Annotated in this window: 14 protein-coding genes; 11 read left to right on the top strand and 3 right to left on the bottom strand. The window is 44.1% G+C overall.

All coding sequences use genetic code 11. The features are described from left to right. Nucleotides 1-202 precede the first annotated feature (202 nt). From M2419_RS03900 to M2419_RS03890, 3 genes are read left to right on the top strand one after another with little or no spacing between them, the layout of a single operon-like run. A complete protein-coding gene (locus tag M2419_RS03900; RefSeq protein WP_202883733.1) occupies nt 203-3,388 on the top strand; it encodes a SusC/RagA family TonB-linked outer membrane protein in 3,186 nt (1,061 codons plus the stop codon). A gap of 15 nt (nt 3,389-3,403) precedes the next feature. After that, a complete protein-coding gene (locus M2419_RS03895; protein ID WP_182331088.1) occupies nt 3,404-5,272 on the top strand; it encodes a RagB/SusD family nutrient uptake outer membrane protein in 1,869 nt (622 codons plus the stop codon). A gap of 32 nt (nt 5,273-5,304) precedes the next feature. After that, nucleotides 5,305-5,856 (top strand): DUF5018-related domain-containing protein, encoded by a 552-nt coding sequence (locus M2419_RS03890; RefSeq protein WP_259254260.1) that lies wholly within the window; start codon nt 5,305-5,307, stop codon nt 5,854-5,856. A 107-nt stretch (nt 5,857-5,963) separates the two neighbouring features. Here M2419_RS03890 and M2419_RS03885 read toward each other — a convergent pair whose 3' ends face one another. Then, the gene (locus M2419_RS03885; protein ID WP_182331090.1) at nt 5,964-6,842 is read right to left on the bottom strand and encodes an AraC family transcriptional regulator; all 879 of its coding nucleotides are present in this window, start codon (nt 6,840-6,842) and stop codon (nt 5,964-5,966) included. A 216-nt stretch (nt 6,843-7,058) separates the two neighbouring features. Here M2419_RS03885 and M2419_RS03880 point away from each other — a divergent pair, with 216 nt between their 5' ends. The 7 genes from M2419_RS03880 (at nt 7,059) to M2419_RS03850 (ending at nt 18,234) form a co-directional block, all read left to right on the top strand. Beyond that, on the top strand, nt 7,059-10,028 hold the full coding sequence (locus M2419_RS03880) for a glycoside hydrolase family 2 TIM barrel-domain containing protein (protein WP_182331091.1): 2,970 nt from the start codon (nt 7,059-7,061) through the stop codon (nt 10,026-10,028). Between the two features lie 10 nt (nt 10,029-10,038). After that, nucleotides 10,039-11,670: a sodium:solute symporter family transporter gene (locus tag M2419_RS03875; protein WP_153847857.1), complete on the top strand. Its 1,632-nt coding sequence runs from the start codon at nt 10,039-10,041 to the stop codon at nt 11,668-11,670. Nucleotides 11,671-11,692: 22 nt separating this feature from the next. Then, the gene (locus tag M2419_RS03870) at nt 11,693-12,400 is read left to right on the top strand and encodes an RraA family protein (protein WP_200845572.1); all 708 of its coding nucleotides are present in this window, start codon (nt 11,693-11,695) and stop codon (nt 12,398-12,400) included. Beyond that, nucleotides 12,387-15,293 (top strand): glycoside hydrolase family 2 TIM barrel-domain containing protein, encoded by a 2,907-nt coding sequence (locus M2419_RS03865; RefSeq protein WP_259254259.1) that lies wholly within the window; start codon nt 12,387-12,389, stop codon nt 15,291-15,293. Before M2419_RS03870 ends, M2419_RS03865 begins: the two co-directional genes overlap by 14 nt. 12 nt (nt 15,294-15,305) lie before the next feature. Further along, on the top strand, nt 15,306-16,472 hold the full coding sequence (locus M2419_RS03860) for a mandelate racemase/muconate lactonizing enzyme family protein (protein WP_120332389.1): 1,167 nt from the start codon (nt 15,306-15,308) through the stop codon (nt 16,470-16,472). A 12-nt stretch (nt 16,473-16,484) separates the two neighbouring features. After that, the gene (locus tag M2419_RS03855) at nt 16,485-17,276 is read left to right on the top strand and encodes an SDR family NAD(P)-dependent oxidoreductase (protein WP_153847859.1); all 792 of its coding nucleotides are present in this window, start codon (nt 16,485-16,487) and stop codon (nt 17,274-17,276) included. An 85-nt stretch (nt 17,277-17,361) separates the two neighbouring features. Continuing rightward, nucleotides 17,362-18,234, top strand: coding sequence for an SMP-30/gluconolactonase/LRE family protein (locus M2419_RS03850; protein ID WP_182331093.1), 873 nt, complete (start codon nt 17,362-17,364; stop codon nt 18,232-18,234). A gap of 243 nt (nt 18,235-18,477) precedes the next feature. Here the strand turns inward: M2419_RS03850 and M2419_RS03845 are convergent, their stop codons facing one another. Continuing rightward, complete coding sequence (locus tag M2419_RS03845; protein WP_259254257.1) at nt 18,478-20,226, bottom strand: fimbrillin family protein; 1,749 nt, start codon at nt 20,224-20,226, stop codon at nt 18,478-18,480. Nucleotides 20,227-20,254: 28 nt separating this feature from the next. Beyond that, nucleotides 20,255-20,446: a hypothetical protein gene (locus M2419_RS03840; protein WP_153846272.1), complete on the bottom strand. Its 192-nt coding sequence runs from the start codon at nt 20,444-20,446 to the stop codon at nt 20,255-20,257. Nucleotides 20,447-21,059: 613 nt separating this feature from the next. Between M2419_RS03840 and M2419_RS03835 the strand changes: the two genes are divergently transcribed. Then, nucleotides 21,060-22,619 carry a hypothetical protein gene (locus M2419_RS03835; protein WP_182331095.1) on the top strand — a complete coding sequence of 520 codons (1,560 nt, stop codon included), beginning with the start codon at nt 21,060-21,062 and terminating at the stop codon, nt 22,617-22,619. Nucleotides 22,620-22,633 lie beyond the last annotated feature (14 nt).

The raw sequence follows: 22,633 nt of genomic DNA, 5'->3' as shown, positions 1-22,633 counted from the left end.
GTTGATGTGTTTTTTTTTTTTTTATTTTATTGAATACCTGAATTTTAAATGGGGGTAAAATAGTTTTAATAATTGATTTTCAAGTTTTAGTTTCTCCATTCGATCTGTAATAATTTTGGTTAATAATAGCGCTGTAAACCGAAGCGAATCCATGGTGCCGTCGTTTACCGATGCTGAATTATAAACTAACTTATTATTATTTATGAAAGAACTGTTGACCAATAAAAAGCCTAGGGATCGTATGGGCAATTTTGACCTGTTGAAGGCTGGAATGGGCGTAGGGATACTTGTTATGTCTATTTGCCATGGACAGGATTCATTTGCCAAGGAACGGCCCGAAAGTGAAAAGATGTTTACCATCCAATGGTCTTACAAAGGCGGGCTGAACAGCAAAGCACAAAAGGTGGAACCGGTCCTGATCGAGGGAACCGTGCGGAATAAAAAAGGTGAACGACTGACTGGCGTAACGATATTGTCTAAAGAGGATAGTAAAATCGGAACGAAAACTGACGATGAGGGCCATTTTTCCATCCGTGTGGCTGACCGTTCGACCTTGATTGTTCGCCATGTAAATTATAGAAATCAGGAAATCCCTGTTCACGGCACGCAAAAGAACGTAGAAATTGTGTTGGACGATAATGATATCGCATTGGATCAGGTCGTTGTGGTTGGTTTTGGTACGACCAGTGTGAAGAAAAACTCTACTGCCATAGCTTCTTTTGATGCGAAAACAATTGAAAACTTGCCCTTTGGGGACATGGGCTCAGCTTTGCAGGGAAGAATTCCGGGAGTTATCGTGCAGCAAGGTTCGGCCGAGCCGGGGCAAAATGGCGCTAGCATTTCCATTCGTGGCAATGGGACACCGCTTTATGTAATTGATGGATTTATCTCTACACAGCAGCAATTTTTTAGCCTCAATAAGGCGGATATCAAATCGATGACGATCTTGAAAGATGCCGCTTCAACTGCGGTGTATGGCATGAATGCCGGAAATGGGGTTGTGCTGATTACCACCAAACAGGGTGATTCGGGTAAACTCAATGTCAACTACCAGGCAAACTTTGGCTTTAATACGCCTTCATACCAAACCAAACGTATGGATGCCTATCAATATGCTACGGCGATAAACAACCTTAATCAGGCCTTGGGAATGGGAATCAACTCGTTCAAGACCGCTGAAGAAATGGAGGATATCAAAAACAATCCCGGTAACTACACCAATTGGGAAAAAGAACTGACCCGCAGGTTTGTGCCGCAACAGGACCATACGCTTTCACTGAATGGCGGCAGCGAAAAGCTACGTTTCTTTGGTAGTCTCAACGCCTTTAGTCAAGAGGGTATTTATAAAGCCAAATCACTGAATTATCACCGGTATACCTATCGGAGCAATGTGTCGAGCAACTTCGATAAAATCGGACTGAAACTCGATTTCAATGTCAATGGATACATCCGAAATGAGGATTATCCACCAGCAAGTGCCTATACGATCTACAGTAGGCTGCGCGATCGTAATCCATTTGAGAAACCTTTTACATCCAGCGGCCAAATATCCAATCAGTTTGATAACCCAGCATTGGCATTGCTGAGCCCTGGTTATATCAAGTTAAAGACGGTGTATAATCAACTATCGGGGGCCCTCAACTGGAACGTGCCGTGGGTTGAAGGGTTGAGCCTCGGATTTAATGGGAATTTTAACATCGAATCTCAGGATCGTGTAGACTGGGTAGAAACGGCTACCTATTACGATGAACAGGGAAATGCAACAAAAGAAGATCCTACAAACATTAGTGTCGGACGCTCTTCGTATATGACCCAAAACTTTGACGTCAATTTCAGAGCCGATTATCGGCGGACATTTGGCGATGGCCACAATGTGGAAGCAACCCTGGTTCAAAACATGCGTCAGTATTATAGCAATGCCTTAAATGCGGGTTCCCGCGGATTCTACACCACCGCGATCAAACAGATCCAAAAAGGCGACGCGGAGTTGATCACAGCGAGTAATACCGAAGGCAAACAGGCATGGATGGGTTATGTGGGCAAGTTTCATTACGATTATAAACAGCGTTATATTTTTGATTTTGCCGGACGTTATGACGGTTCAGACAATTTTATATCAACCAAAAGATGGGGCTTCTTCCCTTCATTCTCCGCTGGTTGGGCGCTGTCTGAGGAAAACTTCTTCAAAGACATAAAGGCCAAAAATGTCTTGACTTATTTGAAACTGAGGGGCTCTTACGGGCAAATTGGTCTCAATGATGCGGATCACTGGGCATATGCTTATCTCGCAACGTACAACTACAATACAAATGGGTATGTGGTGGATGGGAAGTTGGTCAATACGGTTACCCCTGGTGCACAGCCAAGTATCAACATGACCTGGTATACCCGATCGAAATACAATATAGGCGCCGATTTTGCACTATTCGGAAATAAGGTCGATGGTGCGTTGGACTATTTCTTTGAAAAAACCAAAGGCTATCTCGCCGCCGATAATTCCTATCGCTATACAGAACCCATCGGGTATACACTTCCATTGGTGGTGACCAATGCCGAAGACCGGAAAGAAGGACTTGATGGTTTTATCAAATACAAGGACAAGATTGGCAATGTCGATTTTAATGCCGGTTTTAACTTTACCTATTATAAATCGTTTGCTTTTAAAACCAACGAGGATAGTGTCACCTTGGCTAATCCGCGGATTCGTCAGCAAGGTAATTACTATGGTTACGTGGGTACTGGTTATGTGGGGGCACAGTTCTATACGAACCCACAGGATATTCTGAATAATCCCAAACGCGAAACTTCAACAGACCTCAGACTTGGAGATCTCTGGTATCAGGACGTCAATGGTGACGGTAAGATTGATGGGCAGGATCAGGTGCGTTATGGACATAATTCGAGCCCGACATTCGTTTATGGGGTAGACTTGGGCGCAAGTTACAAAGGTTTCAGTGTACAATCTACCATTCAGGGAACAGGGATGAAACAAAATTACTTCTCCAATGTGGCCATGGGCTCCGAAGGCGAACGACGCCTGGACTTTCAGTTTCAGAACGACAATTGGTCGCCATCGAATCCGAATGCGACGATGCCAAGACCCGGCAACGCTAGTTTGAACAATAACAATAACTATTCGTCCTCAGACTTCTGGGCCCGCAATACCTATTATGTTCGATTGAAATCCTTAACCCTATCGTATGATTTTAAATATTCGATCATGAAGTCGCAGCAATGGATGAACAACTTGACCTTTTTTGTCTCGGGTGTAAACCTGTTGGCATTTGGTCCATCAGTCAAATATGGTGATCCCGAATCCAACACTTTTGATGGTTACGCATATCCAATGATGCGAACCTACTCCGCGGGATTTTTATTGGGATTTTAATTAACTAAGAAAATTATGAAAAAACGTTTGATAATAGGGATGCTGGGCTTGACGGTGATGTTCTTCTCTTCCTGTAAAAAGTTTTTGGAAACAACACCATACGATAAAATTACTGGTGAGCAGACCTGGAATAGTGAAAATTTGACAACAGCCTATATTTATCAGGTATATGCTGATGTATTGGGTACCGATGCCTGGATGTCGGGATATGCGCATCCTTATTCGGCAAGATCGGAAGGGACCACTAAAAATGTGATGGTGGGTACGCTGAACGGTGCCTATTGGACAAAAGAAAGAGCCGAGCTCATGCTAAAATCAGATAATTATGGCTGGTTAAATTATTCACTTTTATGGCGTATCAATTCGGCAATTGCCAATATTGAAACAAGCACGACTTTTTCAAGTGAATTTAAGAACAGGAGTTTAGGGGAGTTATATTTTTTAAGGGCTGCGCACTACTTTGTGTATGCCAAACTGTATGGTGGACTGCAACTGATTGACAAAGTGTTGACACTGGATGATGATCTTCAGATTCCGAGAAGTTCAGCCAAGGAAACTTACGATTTTATGCTGGCCGATCTTCAAAAAGCTGCAGCCGCGCTTCCGGCAACTGCCGAAAGGGGACGGGCTACTGCCAAAGCTGCAAATGCTATGATCATGCGCATAGGGTTGCAGGCTGCTGCCTATGTGGATGGAGGGGCTGCAAATAGCGGGTATTATGATAAAGTGATTCAGTCGGGTGAGGCATTGGGGCTCAGTAATGGTGGGACGCAACTAAGTCCTTACTACAACATGTTTCGATCCTATGAAACTGCAGTTACGGCCACCGAGTTTATCCTCACCCGTGAGCGTAACAAAACAAATACCTCCCTCTATGATGTGCCTATGCAATATCAGGGGCTTTGGTCCACGGGTAAGTTTTCGGCTTATGCCAAAGCTAACTTTCCAATCAATGTCACGATGAACTTTTGGGGCATGGATGGCGGTTCGTGGCCAACGCAGGACCTGGTCGATGACTATCTGGTCTCGGATGTAGATGGACAGTTGAAATCATGGAATAATGCCAGTTATGTCACCACGGGTAAAAATGTGGACGAGAAAATGTATTTCTCCAACTCCAAGAAAAGAGACCAACGTTTTTATGCAACGATTCTCTATGATAGCTGTATGTATTTCAATAATCAGGTACGTGTGTTTTTTAGAAGGGATGGAAATGTGAGCAATGCCAATAGCAAGATTAATGAAGGTTCGGTACAGGAATATGGATACCAATCCGGAAATACCGAAAATTATAATTCCAGTACGGGTTATGCGATGGTGAAGTATTTTTACGATAATATTGTGAGCCTACCTTCACCATCTGACCAAAAATTAGACTATGTGTTTTCGGTGCTCCGCTATGGTGAGGCTTATCTCAATATGGCCGAAGCTTATCTCATGAAAGGAGACTTCGCTAATGCAAAAAAATACATGCTGCCGACCATGGTACGTCATGGTGGTTTTTCTGAAAGTAGCGTCAACCAGTATTTGAATACGCTTTCGGGCAACAATTGGGGGAGCTCACTTTTTGAGGCCTACAAAAGAGAACGCAATGTGGAGATGGTCTACGAGAATAACGATCGGTATTGGTCGCTGTTACGCTGGGGCATGCGCACATCGGGTGGTCTGCGTGATGGAGCTTATGTAGGATCGGGATTTGTTATTCCTGAACTGCAGGGCGCCTTACGGGGTATTCGAATTTCGAGAGATGGTAAATCCTATTCTTTTTTTGAAGACAATAACGTCGTTGGGGAAGCTCGATTCTCTGCCAAAAGGTACTTGATGCCAATCAACGAAACATTCCGCTTGAAATCGGGCGTGAAGCAAAATCCGGGATGGGAATAAAATTTTGGTATACAGATATAATGAAATTGATTATGCATAGAATAAATCACAAAATAGGGCGTATTCTGCTCGGCGCGCTGACGCTCATTGCGATGGGAAGCTGTTTAAAAAAGGGTTATGAGGAGCTGCCAAATTCGCCAGACAACAAATTGACTGCAGTAAGTTATTCGTACCGCTTTCTCTATAATGATACCATACAGAAAGGAACTCCCATGCAGGAGATTGAGCTTGACCGGGTCTGCGAGGTCGTTTTTAAGAATACGGCGGTAGCTTTTGATACGAATGGACAAAAAGGATATACGTCTACGATTTCGTACGATATCAACTCAGTTAAGAAGGCGGGGCCTTTGGGATCCGTCACCAAGCAGATGTTATTTGATGAGTTTAAAAAACGAATTCAAAAAGATCAACTTGCTAATCTGTGGGTTACGATCACTGTGTCGGACGTTTCGGTGGTTTCGCCGCTCAATGGAGCTCCAGTACTGGGTAAACCAGGCGATTTTTCACAGGATAGAATGTATCGGGTGACAGCAGCGAATGGTGACGCTCAAGATTATACGTTGAAAACAATAAAGGGTTTTTAAATAGGTGTTAGTTTCAGTAAATTGGTAGGAGTGGGCTGTACTTTTGTACAGCCTTTCTTTTTGATAGGAGGTATAGCCCCACATCATTCTGATCGATTTGACACAGCTTACAGATCCATCTCTTTACGAAACTCCCGTGGTGTTTTGTTCATAATGGATTTAAAAAACTTATTGAAGTTGGTCAGGTTCTGATAGCCACATTCGTAGCAAATTTCTGATATGCTAAGTGTCCGGTCCATCAGCAGTTTACAGGCATGACCGATACGCATCTCATTGACAAAGCGAGAAAAGGGTTTTTGAGTATGGCGTTTAAAAAAACGGCAGAAAGCGTTAGGCGTCATATTCAGCATGTCGCTGGCAACTTGTAGATTAACATCCTCCTTAAAGTTGCTCATCACATAGAGGTAAACCTTATTGATGCGTTGGGTCTCCTGCTCACTGAAAGTAGGGCGATAACCGTCGGAAGCCAAACTTTCAAATTCATCGGTTTCCTGTAGCAACTGAATAAGGTTTAGGAATTCGATGATTTTTGGAAATCCTTCTTTATCACTGAGTTTTTCCATTAAGCGCTGTGCTTTATCGAGTGTTTCGCCATAAAAACGAAGTCCACGTTGAGCCTTGCGGATAAATTGCTGCATGGCCTGGATGGTTTGATGTTCGTCGGTTAGGCGAAGTAAGAAATCGGCCGGAAAATAGACAACGATGGCCCGGGCACGCAAATCATTGTCCTGCTGCAGAAATAAATCATCGTTGCGCCAGATATGTGGGATATTGGGGCCCATCAAGACCAGGTCTCCTTCTGTAAAGGTCGCTACATTGTTGCCCACAATGCGCTTGCCGAAACTTTCTACGATCAGCACCAATTCACAGAGCTCGTGAAAGTGCAGCGGATTACTCAAAAATTCCTGATCGACCAATTTGACATGGATTGTCTTTTCGCTGGGTGGAGTAAGCTCAATAAATTGAGGTTTGGATAATTTGTTCATACATAGCTAAATTGGTTAATGCAAAAATACGGTATTTACTGTTATATCAAACAATATTCACTTAATAATATTTTATTGCTTGTTATTAGGGTGTAAATAGTTTTAGTTTTTGTATAACCAGTTGTAGTATTGCCGTGTGAGAGGACCTATCTTTGACAAAGAATGTAACAATGTGGTATTGCGTTCTAATCGGGGGGAATTACAACCTATTATGATATGAAAAAACTAAAAAAACTGGTGTTGTTGGCCTTGTGGGGGGTAATGGGGAGTTGGGCAATGGCGCAGCAGACAGCTTATCAGTTGCCGGCCAAAGTGACCGGTCTGAAAGCTCCTGTACAATCCTTAAATGGCCAATGGAACTTCAAATTTGATCGCAGTTCGGCCTGGGAAAATATTCAGGTTCCCGGGGAAGCTGTCATGCAGGGCTATGGTATTCAACACGACAATTCTTTTTTTTATAGCCGTAAATTTTTGGTACCCAGCCCCTATAAAGGCAAAAAGACAATCATCCGCTTTGACGGTGTGTACAGCTTCGCCAAACTTAGCATCAATGGTAAAGCGGTTACGAGCCATCATGGTGGATTTACGCGTTGGGAAGTAGATATTACACCTTATGTGATTTTCGGAAAGCAGAATGAAATCGAACTGGAGGTGCAGGATCAACTGGATGATATTTCGTATGCATCGGGCTATGCACACCATCCGATAGGTGGAATCTTGCGGGATGTCACCCTATTTGCAACTGCAACACATTCTGTGACCGACTTTAACCTCGAAACAGCCTTTGATGCGTCTTATAAGGACGCGCAGCTAAAATTGGATTTTGGCGGTTTTGTGGCCAAGGAGGCTACGATTAAGTATACATTGACTGACCCGAACGGCAAAAGTATTGTTCTGGATAACCCTGAAAAACCAATTTTAGCGGGGGCCAACAGCCATGTGTTCCGTGTAGCTGCACCGATAAAATGGGATGCCGAACATCCAAATCTTTATCGGTTGGATGTGGAAGTGAAAGAGCAGGGGAGGTCTACGTATGCCTTTCATAAATCGGTCGGGTTCCGCGAAGTAAAAGTGGTTAAAGACCAGCTTATGGTAAACGGCAAACCGGTCAAGCTACGTGGAGCCAATCGGCACGATATGCACCCGATCTTAGGACGCAGTGCTTCGGCCTATTACGATAGTCTGGACGTTCAATTGTTTAAAGAAGCAAATATCAATTTCATTCGTACTTCGCATTATCCGCCGACGGAGCGTTTTGTCGAATACTGTAATAAATATGGTATCTATGTGGAGGTGGAAACCGCAATCTGTTTTGTGGATACTTACAGGCAAAAAAATTATGCGCCCGGCGCTTCACAAAATGATCCGAAAAAGACGGACCAATACCTGAGCCAATCGCGTGAGATGGTCAATACCTTTAAAAGCCATCCAGCTGTACTTTTCTGGTCCATCGGCAATGAGTCGATCTATGGCGACAACTTTAAGCAGAGCCACGATTTGGTGAAGCGAATGGATCCGACAAGACCCATTATCTGGAGTTATCCGGGCTCGCAAACCACCGAACCTAAGATTTATGAAATCCTCAGCATGCACTATCAGGACGTGTATGGTAACTTGACACAGTATGGCAAGACCACGCGTAACTTTGAGGGACACGGCATCCCGGCTTTATTTGATGAATGGGCTCATCCGGCCTGTTATACGTATAAAACCTTACAGGATGATCCGAATATTCGTGAATTTTGGGGGATCTCCATGGACATGATGTGGAGCGGCCTGTTTCCGAAGCAAGGGGGCCTTGGCGGTGCAATATGGGGCTACGTGGACGAAGTATTTATGATTCCACAACAGCTCAAGAAAGGAACTGCTTTTTGGAAGGAATTTGCCCATACAGCCAAACCCGAAGATTTTCAGGGGCAGGCAGTAGGCTACGGTGAATGGGGGATTGTCGATGTTTGGCGGCGAAAGAAACCTGAATTTTGGTCAACAAAAAAAGCGCAGTCTCCTGTATTGGTCACGTTGAAAGGAAAGATTATGCCTGATTTTGCCTGCTTTCAGCCGCTGACGATCCCAGTATACAATCGATTTGATCATACTTCGCTCCAGGAAATTAAACTGCAATACACGTATGACGGGAAGACCTATACCTTAGGATTACCCGATATCGCACCGCATCAGAAAGGATATATTCAACTACCCGGTTTAGCCTGGCAACAGGGCGGGCAACTGGCTTTGCGCTTTGTGGATAGCAGGGGGATGCTGCTGGATAGCTATCGTTATTTCTTGGGTGAGCATAAGGTCAGAATACCTGAATCGACTCAAAATGGAGGAATCCAGCTTGTTGAAGAGCCTAATCGTTACCTGATCAGGGGAAGGAATTTCACCTTTCCGATTTCAAAAACAACAGGCTTGATCGAAAACGCGCTGATCGATGGTAAAGTGGTGATCCAAAAAGGTCCTTTCTTAAATATGGACATCAACCTCAACCATCTGACTGGTGCAGAAGTACGCAAAAGTGCAAGCAAATACCTGCTCGAAGATAAAAATTGGCAATTGAACAAATTGGATGTACGCATCAAAGACAATTTGGCCCTGGTATCGATTGTGGGAAAAAATGGCAGTTTATCCATTCAGTTTGATCTGACTATCGATGGTAAAGGAGAAATGAAGACGTTATATCATACCCAGGGTGAACCCAATGGCTACCTGCGTGAAATTGGGCTAAAGTATTATCTCAGCAATGAACTTGATCGTATTACCTGGAGCAGAAATGGTTATTGGAACGATTATCCCCAAGAATCATTTGCGGGTAATGAAGGAACAGCAAGCTTGTCTTATGTAGATAAGACGCCGTACGGTCAGGAGCCTAAACAGTCGTGGTATATGGATACGCACAACTATTACTATTGGGCCGATAAAGGAGCGCGTAGTAAGCATCCACTAACACAGCAGGCGAAGGGAATGAAAGAGAATATATACTATTACTCTTTGGGCAGTGGCACAAAGAATCTGATGCATGTGGTTTCACAGCAAGCAGACAATGCTTGTCGTATGGATCGCCTGGAAAATGAGCAACTGGTTTTGTATGTAAACAACAAATGGGATTATCCTGAAATTGCCTGGGGCAATTATTGTAAGACCTTGGAAGCTTCACCCTGTCAGGGATCTATCACATTAAAATTCTAATGATATCGCTATGTTGGCTTGGATTGATCAAATCATTTATCTGCTGTATTTTATTGTTGTCGGTGGTTATGGCTATTACATTTATCGACGCAAACACAGTTCCGGTTCACTAACGCATGACTATTTTCTGGCGGAAGGTTCCTTAAGCTGGTGGGCCATTGGGGCTTCTATTATTGCTTCGAATATCTCTGCCGAGCAATTTATAGGGATGTCGGGGTCGGGTTTTGCACTGGGGCTGGCCATTGCATCCTATGAATGGATGGCTGCTATCGGACTAATTATTGTGGCGGTGGTGTTTTTACCCATTTATCTGAAGAATAAGATTTTTACCATGCCTGGGTTTCTGCGCAAGCGTTTCGATCCGCGGGTGAGTATGGTGATGGCGGTATTCTGGGTTTTGGTCTATGTGTTTGTCAATTTGACCTCGATACTTTATCTGGGTGGTTTGGCCATTCAGTCGATTGCGGGGATTCCCATGGTTTTAGCGGTTTGGTTGTTGGCGGCATTGGCCTTGATTATCGCCTTAGGGGGGATGAAAGTGATTGGCTACACCGACGTAATCCAGGTGGTCTTGTTGATTATAGGCGGGCTCACGACGACTTATATCGCCCTCGATCTCGTGGCGCATACAAAGGGCATGGGACATTGGCTAGATGGACTCCTTATCTTGAAAACGGAAGTGCCACAGCATTTTCATCTTTTTATCGAAAAAGGACAGCTGATAAAACCCGATGGTACCGATGCTTATATGGATCTGCCCGGATGGTCGGTTCTATTGGGCGGTATGTGGGTGATCAATCTATCGTATTGGGGATGCAATCAATATATTACCCAGCGTGCACTTGGAGCCAAAAATCTAAAAACAGCCCAAAATGGGATGTTGTTTGCAGCCGTTATGAAGCTGTTTATGCCCTTGATTGTGGTGTTGCCCGGCATTGCTGCTTACTATTTATATAAAGAAGGTTCGAATCTCAGTTTTGCACAAGGGATGCTTGAAGGTAGTACCGTGAAGCCCGATAAAGCTTATCCGCTGCTACTCTCGATTTTACCGACGGGATTTAAAGGATTGGCTTTTGCAGCTTTAACGGCTGCTATCGTGGCCTCACTGGCTGGAAAGGTCAATAGTATAGCAACCATCGTGTCTTTGGATATTTATAAGAATATAAAAGGCGATGCCGTGAGCGATACAGCGTTGGTGAAGCTGGGCAAAGTAACTGTACTGATCGCCTTGGTCATTGGTGCTTCCTTGGCTCCGCTATTGCAGCATCTGGATCAGGGCTTTCAGTTTATTCAGGAATTTACAGGTTTTATCACACCAGGAGTATTGGCGATTTTTCTGATGGGTATCTTTACTACGTGGACAACACCTAACGCAGCATTTGCTGGTGCCATCTCTACATTTGCCTATTCTTTGCTCTTTAAAAATTTCTGGTTAGATCAAAGCCCCTTTATGAATCGCATTCTTGTGGTGTTTATATGTACGGTAGCAACGATGGTATTGGTCAGCCTGCTGGGCAATCGAAACTATCGTAATGATACAGTAATCGTGAATAGAAATCTTTTTGTGACCTCCAGTGGTTTCAAATTAGTGAGTTTATTCATCCTAGGGATATTGGTAGCCCTGTATGTCTTTTTATGGTAACATGATTTAATTGATATAAAAAATGAAAGAAAACTATCTGGTGGAATGGGCAAATGATGAGGAGCTCTTTGAGCTGATCCGTAAGGAACTTTTTACAGCTGTCATTGGGGATGTGATGGACAAAATGGGATTGTTCCATCAATTTCTGCCACCGAGTATAAGACCGTTAAAATCAGATTTGTTTTTAATTGGTAGGGCGATGACGGTATTGGAGGCCGATGTTTGCGGAAATGCTGAACAGCAGTCGAAGAATCCTGTATTGGCTAAATCATTTGGATTTATGCTTGAGGCCCTGGATGATCTGCGCCCGGGCGAGGTTTACATTTGCAGCGGCTCTTCGCCGGACTATGCGCTTTGGGGTGAGATTATGAGTGCACGGGCCAAAACATTGGGTGCACATGGGGCGATTGTCAATGGCTACTCGAGAGATACCGTAGGGATTTTGGCACTCGAGTTTCCTTGTTTCTCCATGGGCTGTTATGCGCAGGATCAGGCGCCGAGAGGAAAGGTTATTGACTGGCGTGTGCCAATCCATTTTGGAAATGTCCTGATCAAGGATGGCGATATGCTGATCGGCGATATTGATGGTGTCTGCGTGGTACCGCGCGAACATGAACAGGAGGTTTTCGCTCGAGCATTTGAAAAAGCCAGAGCTGAAAAAGTAGTATTGAACAAGGTTATGGAAGGCATGGGTGCCAAAGAAGCATTTGAAAAATATGGAATTATGTAAATTCAAATTGTCCAAAGGCAGCTGGCTGGCGCTGTTGTTGGCCTGTTCGTCCTTTGGAAATCTGTCGGCACAACAGGCTGGACCATTTTTGACGCCCCTGCCCGATCAGTTGGCCACAAGTAAAACCAGTCGGATTCTGTTGAATGGACAGTGGAACTTCAAAGTGGCCAATACGAAGCCCGTGACCATTCAGGTACCGGGAGAATGGGAAATGCAAGGCCAGCATGTCGCTGCGCGAGAAACGGCAGTGTATGAGCGTTCATTTGATATGCCCGACGATTGGGAAGGCAATCCAGTATACATTCGCTTTGACGGGGTCAGTTCACATGCGCTCGTCAAAGTAAACGATCAGGTAGTCGGTGAACATGAAGGTGGATTTGTCGCTTTTCAGGTCGACTTAGCAGGGAAAGTCAACAAAGGAAAAAATAAACTGACTGTAGAAGTTCAGGCAAATACCATCAGTGATATATTATCTTGTGTGTCTCAGTATGCGGTGCATACCGTGGGTGGAATTTTGCGGAAAGCAACTTTGTTTACAGTGCCTAAAGTACATATTTCGGATGCAGCGATTGCAACAGAATTCGATTCAAAATATGTCCATGCAACACTTAAACTTGCGGGGCTGGTGCAAAATAGTTCGGATCAGCAGCAGCAGGTCCAATTGCGCTATGTGCTCCGAGATGCCGAGGGCAAAACAGTGCTTCAAAAATCCTCCGACAAGATTCAGCTTGGATTAGGGAGCCATAAACAGATCGAAAGTCTATTAGCGGTAAAAAAACCGAAGCAATGGTCGGCCGAGACGCCTTATCTCTATGTGCTGGAGACGGCATTGATTGTGGATGGCAAGGCGATACAGACCAATAAACAAAAGGTCGGATTTCGTGAAATTGAAGTTCTCAAAAATCAGCTGATGGTAAATGGTAAACCCATCAAATTGAGAGGAGTCAATAGGCATGCTGTACATCCACTGAATGGCCGGGCTGCTGATCCGGCAATAGATCTGCAGGACGTTGTTTTATTTAAACAGGCCAATGTCAATTATATCCGTACGTCGCACTACCCGCCATCAGAAGAATTTTTGAATGCGGCAGACGAGTTGGGAATGTATGTGGAGAGTGAGGCGGCTTTGAGCTGGATTCAGCACCATGCTTCACCAATCTGGCGCAAATGGGATTACAAGGATAAGCGTTTTTTACCGGTTATGTTGGGTGCAAACATCGATAATGTATTGAGCAACCGCAATCATCCTTCGGTGTTATTCTGGTCTCTAGGCAATGAGTCGCATTGGAGCCCGCTGTGGGCCGAGGTCAATACACGTGTGAAGGCCTTGGATCCAACGCGCCCAACCAGTTTCCATGATCAGACCTGGGGTGGATTTAATAATGGCGGAAGTAAAGCGGATATTGCCAATTACCATTATCCGGGTATCAATGGCCCTGCGGCCACCGATACCATGAAAAGACCGACTTTATTTGGTGAATACGCCCATTTGTCGACGTATAACAGGCGTGAGTTGCTGACCGACCCTGGTATACGCGATGCTTACAATGCGCCTCTGGTTACTTTTGTGGATTCCATCTATAAGCATTCGGCCAACTTGGGTGGCGCGATATGGAGCGGTATCGATGATACCTTTCACCTTCCCGATGGACGTATTGTTGGTTATGGACCTTGGGGGCCGATTGATGGATGGCGTAGACCAAAACCGGAGTATTTTGGAATGAAGAAGGCTTATTCGCCAATCAGGATCGGTACACCGCAATTGAAGAAAGGTAAAGTGGTGGTCACGATTGAAAATAGATACGATTTTCTTTCCCTTGACCAGCTCAAACTCGTCGCCATTGTAGATGGTAAGGAAGTTCCTTTTAGGGCAGCGATTGGACCGCGGACGAGTGGCGAGATCATTTTACCGATCCAAGCTGAATATGGCTCATTGCGGATTATTGCCATGGACAATCAGCAAAATGAGGTTGAAAATGAACTCTTTGAGAAAGTAGCCAAAAATCAGGAAAAGTTTTCGGCTACGGAACTACAGCTCAAACAAGATTCGGCGTATATTTATGTAAAGCAGGGAAATGTGGATTATACATTCAGCCGAACCTATGGCAAATTGCTTGCTGTGCGCAAAGATGGTGAGCTGATTCTGACGAAGGGGCCGGCCGTAGCGCTCATCGAAGCAAATGCGGAAGATGGTGGTAAGCCAAATGTTGCGGGAGAGACGTATCAAAATAACATTGCGCCATTGAAGCAGTACGAGCAGTATACTTTATTTGCGGATGCTGCAGAAGCCAGTCAGACAGGCGACAGTATAAGTGTTCGCATGGACCTGCGGTATCAGAATGGCACCGGAAAACAAAAATTTGTTTTCCTTAAAAATGGTCTTTTGCGGGTGGAGTATGAAATGGTCTATCAGCAGGGGCAGGAAATGGATCTTTATCAGGCCGGTCTGATGCTTGAATTGCCTTTATCCTACGATAAATTGGCTTGGTCGCGAAAGGGTACATTTTCCACTTATCCCGCCAATCATATCGGACGCAATGAGGGCGAGGCTGTATTGCATGCCGTGCCGTTGTATGAAGTAGAAGAGCATGGTAAGCCACAGGCAAAAGATTGGAAAGACGATGCCAATATATTGGGCTCGAACGACTTTAGGTCGACCAAAGGAAACATTTACTGGGCTAGCTTGCGTAGCCCTGCGGCAACGGTAAAGGTGCTGTCGAATGGCCAGCAGCATGCACGGGCCTGGAAACAGGATCAGCAGATACAATGGTTGATCGCTGATTATTCGAATAATGGCTCGGAACCTTTTTATGGATCGCCACACAGTTATGGGCGCAAAAAGCTAAAAAAAGGTGATAAGTTAAGTGGACAGATTATTCTTAAGATAAATTAAAATAATAGAACAATGAAGATTATAGATGTTAAAGTCTGGCTGGTTGAAGGCGTAAAATATAATTGGACTTTAGTCAAGATTTATACGGATACGGGGCATACAGGTGTGGGCGAAGCGACCAACTGGCCCGGCAGTCCCATTGTATATGAGGCCGCTAAGCATGTGGGACAGCGCATTATTGGTTTGGATCCGATGAAAACAGATTTTATCTGGACCAAACTCTACCGCGATCTCAATTGGATCGGACCTTATGGTGCAAGCATGTGTGCTATTTCGGGTATTGACATGGCACTATTGGATTTGAAAGGCAAGGTGCTTGGTGTACCTTGTTATGAATTGTTGGGCGGTGCTTTCCGTAAAGAGATCCTGTTGTATGCCAATTATTGGTTTACGGGTGGTGGACATAACCCCGAAGATTATGCCCGACAAGCGCAAGCGGTCAAAGAAGCTGGTTTTACAGGCTTAAAGTTTGACCCATTTGCGCATACAAACTATCTGTATGGAGAAGATTTGGCCGCAAACCTGACTTTGACTGCCGAACAGCAGGATCTGGCGTTTGAGGTGAGTAAAGCGGTTCGTGAAGGAGTTGGACCCAATTTTGATATCATGATCGAAACACATGCCATGCTCAATTATCGTGTCGCTGTACAGATGGCGCAACGTCTTTCTGAACTGAATATTACCTGGTATGAGGAGCCTGCGGGACCGGAAAATGCAGACAACCTGCGTGCCATGCGGGAGCGTATTCCGTCCAATGTGTCGATCTGCGTGGGCGAAAGACATTATACCCGTCATGGGATCCGACCGGTATTGGAAAAAAATATCTGTGATATTATGATGCCTGATATTACGCGTTGTGGTGGGCCTTCCGAAATGAAGCGTATGGCAACGATGATGGAAGCATACAATGTGTTATTGGCACCACATAACCCCAACGGACCACTTTCCACATTGGCCAGTGCGCATGTCTGTGCTTCGGTGCCCAATTTCTTTCGGCAGGAATTTATGTTCAATGATGTGCCTTGGCGCGATGAAGTCATTGACTATCCGATTAAGGATATGGTGAAAAATGGGCACTTGGTCTTGAGCGAAAGACCAGGATTGGGTGTAGATTTGATCGAAGAAGAAATGCTCAAACATCCTGGAGTATTGGAACCACGACCAGGTTTTTATGTGTAATTTTAGCAGTAGATGGCATTTACAATTGATTTAACGGGTAAGGTTGTCCTGATCACAGGTGGAATTTCGGGCATTGGGCTGGGAGCGAGTCTGCAATTTGCATCGGCAGGTGCGACCGTTATAGCCTGTGCCGAATTGGCGGTCGATGATCAGGCAGTGGCTTCATTTTTTGCAGCAATGGAACCTTATCGGCAGCGAACATTTTATTATGCGGCTGATGTGTCCGATGAGGCTGCTATTCAGGAATTGGCCGTGCTCCTTCAACAGGAGCATGGCCGTTTGGATGTACTGCTTTCGAATGCAGGTCAGAATATGTTCAAAGGCTTGGATGAGTGTACGCTAGGAGATTGGAATCACAATAATAGCTTAAACCTGGCATCACATTGGTTGCTGGCACGGGCATTAAAACCACTGTTGGCCCAAGCTTCGCCGGGGGTAATTATTGTCATGGCCTCCAACCATGCTTATGCCTCCATACCTGGCTGCTTTCCTTATAATGTAACCAAAGGGGCGCTCCTTTCACTCGTGAGGGCCATGGCTATCGAATGGGGCCCAGCGATCCGTACGGTCGGACTTGCCCCTGGGTTTATCGATACACCCGGCAATCAAAAATGGTTTGACAGTTTTCCGGATGCCGATGCCGAAAGACAGAAAACAGTCGATAGACATCCCGTCAAAAAATTAGGTACAACTGAAGAGATCGGTGGCTGGTGTGTTTTTCTTTCCAGTACCTACGCTTCCTTTGCAAGTGGAAGTACCTATTTAATTGATGGTGGAAGAAGTGCACTGATGCAAGAGGATTAAACCCCAACGTGAGCTTGCCTATTTAATACTAGAATATTAATCTCAAGAAGAAATTGCCGATCAGGTCGGGCATAGCAAAATGGTGATGAAGAATAATTTAAAAGAAGCAGCAGTCTTATTGCATACCGAATGTCTGCTGGGGGAAGGCATGGTATGTAGCCAGCGCGATAACAGTTTGTATTGGGTGGATATTTTGCACAAGCGTATTCATAGCTATCAGTTGGAAAGCAAGAAGTCGGCTTACTGGGAATTACCAGGTTATGTAAGCAAGATCGTACCCTGGCCAGATGGATCCGGTAAATTTCTTGTGGCCATGCAGCAAGGGTTGGCTATTTGGACAAAGGAAACGCAAGATTTGACGATCGTAGCTGAGCTAGATGCTAGGGGTGGACAAGTCCGTACCAATGACGGCGGAGTAGATCCCGAGGGTAATTTTTGGTTCGGCACGATGCACATGCAAGCTTTGCCCGATCAGGGGAAACTTATGCGTTTCTGCAACGGAGTTTTGGATACAATTATTCCGGCAGTGACGATTCCCAACGGTATTGTATGGCCCAGCGATAGCCCTTATTTTTACTTTATCGATACCTATACCCGCGAAATCCGTCGTTATGCTAGGCATAACACAGGTGAATCAATGACAGCAGGGGGGGAGCACTACAGCACATTGGTATGCGTACCCCATGAGCTGGGCATGCCTGATGGTATGTGTCTGGGACCCGATGGGCATCTTTGGGTAGCCCATTGGGGTGGTTTTGCCGTTTGCAAATGGCATATTGAAACAGGCGAACTGTTGGATAAAATAAGGGTGAATGCGCCGCATGTGACTTCCTGTTGTTTTGGCGGCGCTACAGGCACTGATCTGTTTATTAGTACAGCCAGGGAAGGACTCACAGCGGCAGAACTGCAGCGCTATCCCGATAGCGGAAAAGTATTTCAGGTAGCCCTTCTTGCATAGTTGTAAATAGCGGTGGGAAATTAGCTTAATGGTAACGTGCTCGGTAACTTCTAGTTTCTTTCATGACTTAAGATTTAGTAGGATTTGCGATTTGGCTCTTATTGAGTCAACGCATGAAACGATATGTGAAAAAGCCCGGCATGGAAGTTCATGCCGGGCATTAGATACCTATTGATCCCAATAGGAGTGGTAATAGGTAGGGATAGTTATAAAAAAAACTATAATAAAAATATATGTTTTATGCTATTTGTCCTGGATACAGCGAACTGGATAGGCGGCACGTTTAAAATAATTCTGTGTATCCCAAGCACCACCTTCGAATCCTCGGCCCTGTAAAGCTCTATCATTACCGCCTACAGCCATATTTAGCCAATAAATAGCAGTAGCTTGTCTAACAACTTGCACCCCGTCTACTGAACTTCTGTGACCATTTGCTGGGAAGCTTAATTTAATATCACTGCTCTTTTTACTAGTCATAATATGCGCCGCAGTAAAATCCGATAACCCAGATGAAGTTCCTGTATTTGGAATCCAATTTCCAATTGAAGTATGACGAGTATAATTTCCCAAACGGGTATATTCAGCCGCGCTAGGTACGCGATCGCCAGTGCCACATGGATCCAATGCCGCTTTCACCGGAGCTGCTGCAGTACCATTATTCCAAGATCCATCTGGAGCAGGTGTAGTATTCCATCCTGCAATAGCGCCATCGCCACTGTAGGCATTTGCTACCGCTGCTTGACGACCCCATTGATAATAATTGCCATATAAAGCTTGTTTGGAAGGGTTAGCATCAGGGTAATTTGTTGTTGGATTCACATCAGTGACGCCCAGGTTATAACGATCCCAACGATAACCACCGATCACAGCATAACGTGCATCCGCGGCTGTAGCCGTTCTAGTGACATTTGAGGCATTTACATAACGATCGCTGTTAAAACGCAATTTTAAGGTATACGAATAACCTGGTTTTAAACCTAAGCCAGCATTCGAAAAATTGAAATCGACATTTTGAGCATTGACATCATGACCAATTTTGATCTGACTGCTTGGGATCCGGAAAGATACTGCAAAAGTGGAACTCTGCAGCTGATTAACGATAAAAGTCTGCGCTGTCGCATTAAGGTTTGAAATTGCAGCGACTGAATTGTCCGCAACTGAAGATAAAGTTGCTCCGGTGCTCAGGTCAATTTCAACATCCTGAAAAGGAGAAAGCCATTGCGCTTGTACAGGAACTTCCGACAGATAACCTCCTTTTACATAGTTTGCAGTACCAAAGGTGCCTGTTGCATCGCTATTGTCCACTACAATATTTACTCGTGTAAACAAGTGTTTAAGCGGAGCTGTCAATGGCGTAGGTGTATTGTTACCTAAGATGGTCACATCTTTAGAAATTGCATACATTAAGTCACCACCATCCTGCGCGTACGTCGAAAAATCGAAGAATAATGCACCTGCCGAATATAAGTTCGTTGTCGGCGCTGCAGGTGGCGCTGTAGTTGTGGAACCCACAGAATATACCACGAAGGTATATTTGTTGCCCGCGATCAATTTATCACCAAAAAATACCTGGCTTGCATCTGCTGCGTTGCCAACTGCTTGATCGATATAAGTACCATCTGTTTCGTAGGCGACTATCCGATACTGTACGGTACCTCTCAAAGACAGCGAGGTTGCAGCTTTGTTTCCCGAAGATGCTTTAAGTGCAGCTGTTCCAGGTGTGTTTTCAGTAAGTTCGGCGCTAATAGAAAATGGGCCCGATTGTATTTCTTGCATTATACTTAGAGGTTTTGCTATACTTGAATTTGTCGAAGCTTTCGTTACCGGATCGTCAGTACTCGTAAATTCAGCCTCTGTTAACGTAAGTTTCAAACCACCCTGATTTACATCAGCTTGATTTCCTGTTTTATCCTTATTACAGGAAGAAGCTATTGTCAGAAGCACAATCAAAGCTAATTTTATTTTTGTAATCTGATATATCTTTTTCATCATCTTTTTGAAATAGTTGTTTGATTGTTTGTTAGTTCCACCATTCTCCACTTGGATCCTGTGTTTCTGATCCGCCATTATTCCATTCGTTTTCTGTGACACCAGTCCCACCTCCAGGTTGGGCGGTTCCCACAGATCCAGCAGCAACTCCCTCTTCCATCTCCACCTTTAACTGCTCGATCACGGGTTTCACGTAAGTCATTTTTTCAGTTCTTTTTTTCATTTGTTTTATATTGTTTGGTTTAAGATTAGCGCACTGTTTATCAGACGAAAGACTTCCTGGTGAACCAAAAAGCTGCAATATGCTGCGTAGCAATGCCTATTGTTAGTTGAGATTTCAAATGCTTATCGTTTTTATGATGATTTATATTTAAGTTAGTTTCTCTTAAGTTAAACAATTAGCTGTATTTGTGTCTTTTCAATACTTTGGACTTATCGCTAGGATATTTTCGAACATATCCAAATACTTGTTCAAAGATACTTCATAGCTAATGATGAAATACTAAATGTATATATCACATGGTTATCACACCTGTATCACATTTTTGATTTTTAGTCGATTTAATAGGTTTTTCTGGTTTAATTTTTTTGTCTTTAATGGAAATTGCTGTTTGACAAGACGTGTAATATGTTAAGTTATACCTTCTAATGTTCTGTTTGTTTCATCAAAGTGAACTCTAAGTTAAATCTTCACTTAGCAGATTATCGCACTTTTGTTATACTAACGTTTGTGTGATATATCTGTGATATTGCGGTGATATTTCTTTTTGTGAAATAATTTTAATATTTGCATCCAGTTAATTGAATATTCATCACATAATTAAAAATTAGAAGAAATGATTTTACAAGCGCAGACAATGAAAGGTTGGAGAGCTCTGGCTCTGTCGGCTTTGATTTGTATTTCGATGTATTCCTGTAAGGAAAGCAAAGACAGTGTAGCAGCCAGCGGTAAGGCAAACGTCAGTATCCAGTTACTTGGCGTCGAAAATCCAGCTATCGCAACGAAAAAAGCGAGCAATGGTAATAACTCAGGGGTATCACAGAAAGTGGTGGTTCCATTAACAAAGTCTAGCTCTTTCGAAGCAACTTTGACCAGCAAGTCGTCCGCAACTAACGGCAGCCTTTTGCGGGCTTCTTCTGGTTCTCGCGCTGCAGTTGTTGAAGAGAAAACACCATTGGCAGCAAATGTCAAATATAAAATCGTCGTATATAACGCTGACGGTGATTATGTAACTGAAAAGACCTATACAAATTCAGTAGACAACGCGACTGAAATTGAATTGGACGCAGAAAAGACCTATACCTTCGTAGCTTATTCAGTAAACAGTACTTCATCAGTACCTACAGTAACTGCACAGGCTGATTTGGCTAATGCAAGCCTCGATAACATCAGCGCAGACCTGATGTACTTCAAAAAAGACTTAACAGTTCATTCTGGTGACAATAATCTTGATGTGATTTTAAAACACCAATATAGTGAAGTGACAACCAACTTAACGATGGCTACTGAAATGACGGGGGCGATTACAAGTCTGGTGTCTCCAACAATCAATCCTACACATCCAAGCGCTAATTTAAAATTAGCGGACGGTACAATCACGTATAATGGTACTACTTCAAGTTCAGCTGTTCAATTCCCTCTTTTGGGGGCAGGTTTACGTTCTGTATCAAGTAACCCTACTTTATTGATCCATCCGGGAGAAACAAACGGTGTGTTCAGTTTCGGATCTATCACCATTGATGGTGAAACAAGATCTAATGTTGGTGTTGCTGGTTTACAGATCTTACCAGGTCAACGCTACAATTTAAACCTGAACTTTAAGACATGTACACAACCTGTGACGGGTGGGGCTGACTTAAACTGGAACTATCCAGCTTCCGGATCAGGTGCTGTTGTGAACGGTCAAACTGTTGCTGCAGGCACTACAGTGACACAGGAATTGACTGCTCCGGGGGCAGACTATGGTTTCGTTTTTGATATTCTTCAATTGGACAACTCCTTCAACATGGAAGTAAATGGTGTAAAACTTGCTACCCAGGAAATTCAATTTGAAGGAAACATCGCTATCGCTCCTAAAAATGTTCAGTTCGCGGATGGTAGTCAATATGGTGGAACCAATACTGAAGGCGGCGCTGTCCCTCAGATCTATAGCATGGTAGGTACAGCAACTAATCCAATAATCCGTGTCGTCATCAGCCGTTCGGGAGAAGTTACGATCTATGGCAGTAAAGTGGCAGGTGGTGAGCTGTATCCATTAGTGCTGACACAGGGGGCATTTAATTTGGTTCCATGGAGCTCTACTTCAAACACCGTCAAAATTACGCAGATTGTTCAAGGAAAGACAACCATGATCGGATCAGGAAGCGGCAGAAAGAAAGTTGCCTGTACACTATAAAGTAACAGCTAGTT

Source organism: Sphingobacterium sp. BIGb0116, from assembly GCF_024808035.1.
In the GTDB taxonomy this organism is placed as follows: domain Bacteria; phylum Bacteroidota; class Bacteroidia; order Sphingobacteriales; family Sphingobacteriaceae; genus Sphingobacterium; species Sphingobacterium paramultivorum.
Note: the sequence above shows the minus strand (reverse complement) of the source record. Positions and strands in the feature narration are given on the sequence as shown.

Coding starts and splice junctions, on each gene's coding strand:
- M2419_RS03855 (WP_153847859.1), top strand. CDS start 16,485: ATGGCATTTACAATTGATTTAACGGGTAAGGTTGTCCTGATCACAGGT.
- M2419_RS03870 (WP_200845572.1), top strand. CDS start 11,693: ATGAAAGAAAACTATCTGGTGGAATGGGCAAATGATGAGGAGCTCTTT.
- M2419_RS03885 (WP_182331090.1), bottom strand. CDS start 6,842: ATGAACAAATTATCCAAACCTCAATTTATTGAGCTTACTCCACCCAGC.
- M2419_RS03835 (WP_182331095.1), top strand. CDS start 21,060: ATGATTTTACAAGCGCAGACAATGAAAGGTTGGAGAGCTCTGGCTCTG.
- M2419_RS03890 (WP_259254260.1), top strand. CDS start 5,305: ATGCATAGAATAAATCACAAAATAGGGCGTATTCTGCTCGGCGCGCTG.
- M2419_RS03850 (WP_182331093.1), top strand. CDS start 17,362: ATGAAGAATAATTTAAAAGAAGCAGCAGTCTTATTGCATACCGAATGT.
- M2419_RS03840 (WP_153846272.1), bottom strand. CDS start 20,446: ATGAAAAAAAGAACTGAAAAAATGACTTACGTGAAACCCGTGATCGAG.
- M2419_RS03895 (WP_182331088.1), top strand. CDS start 3,404: ATGAAAAAACGTTTGATAATAGGGATGCTGGGCTTGACGGTGATGTTC.
- M2419_RS03900 (WP_202883733.1), top strand. CDS start 203: ATGAAAGAACTGTTGACCAATAAAAAGCCTAGGGATCGTATGGGCAAT.
- M2419_RS03865 (WP_259254259.1), top strand. CDS start 12,387: ATGGAATTATGTAAATTCAAATTGTCCAAAGGCAGCTGGCTGGCGCTG.
- M2419_RS03845 (WP_259254257.1), bottom strand. CDS start 20,226: ATGATGAAAAAGATATATCAGATTACAAAAATAAAATTAGCTTTGATT.
- M2419_RS03875 (WP_153847857.1), top strand. CDS start 10,039: ATGTTGGCTTGGATTGATCAAATCATTTATCTGCTGTATTTTATTGTT.
- M2419_RS03880 (WP_182331091.1), top strand. CDS start 7,059: ATGAAAAAACTAAAAAAACTGGTGTTGTTGGCCTTGTGGGGGGTAATG.
- M2419_RS03860 (WP_120332389.1), top strand. CDS start 15,306: ATGAAGATTATAGATGTTAAAGTCTGGCTGGTTGAAGGCGTAAAATAT.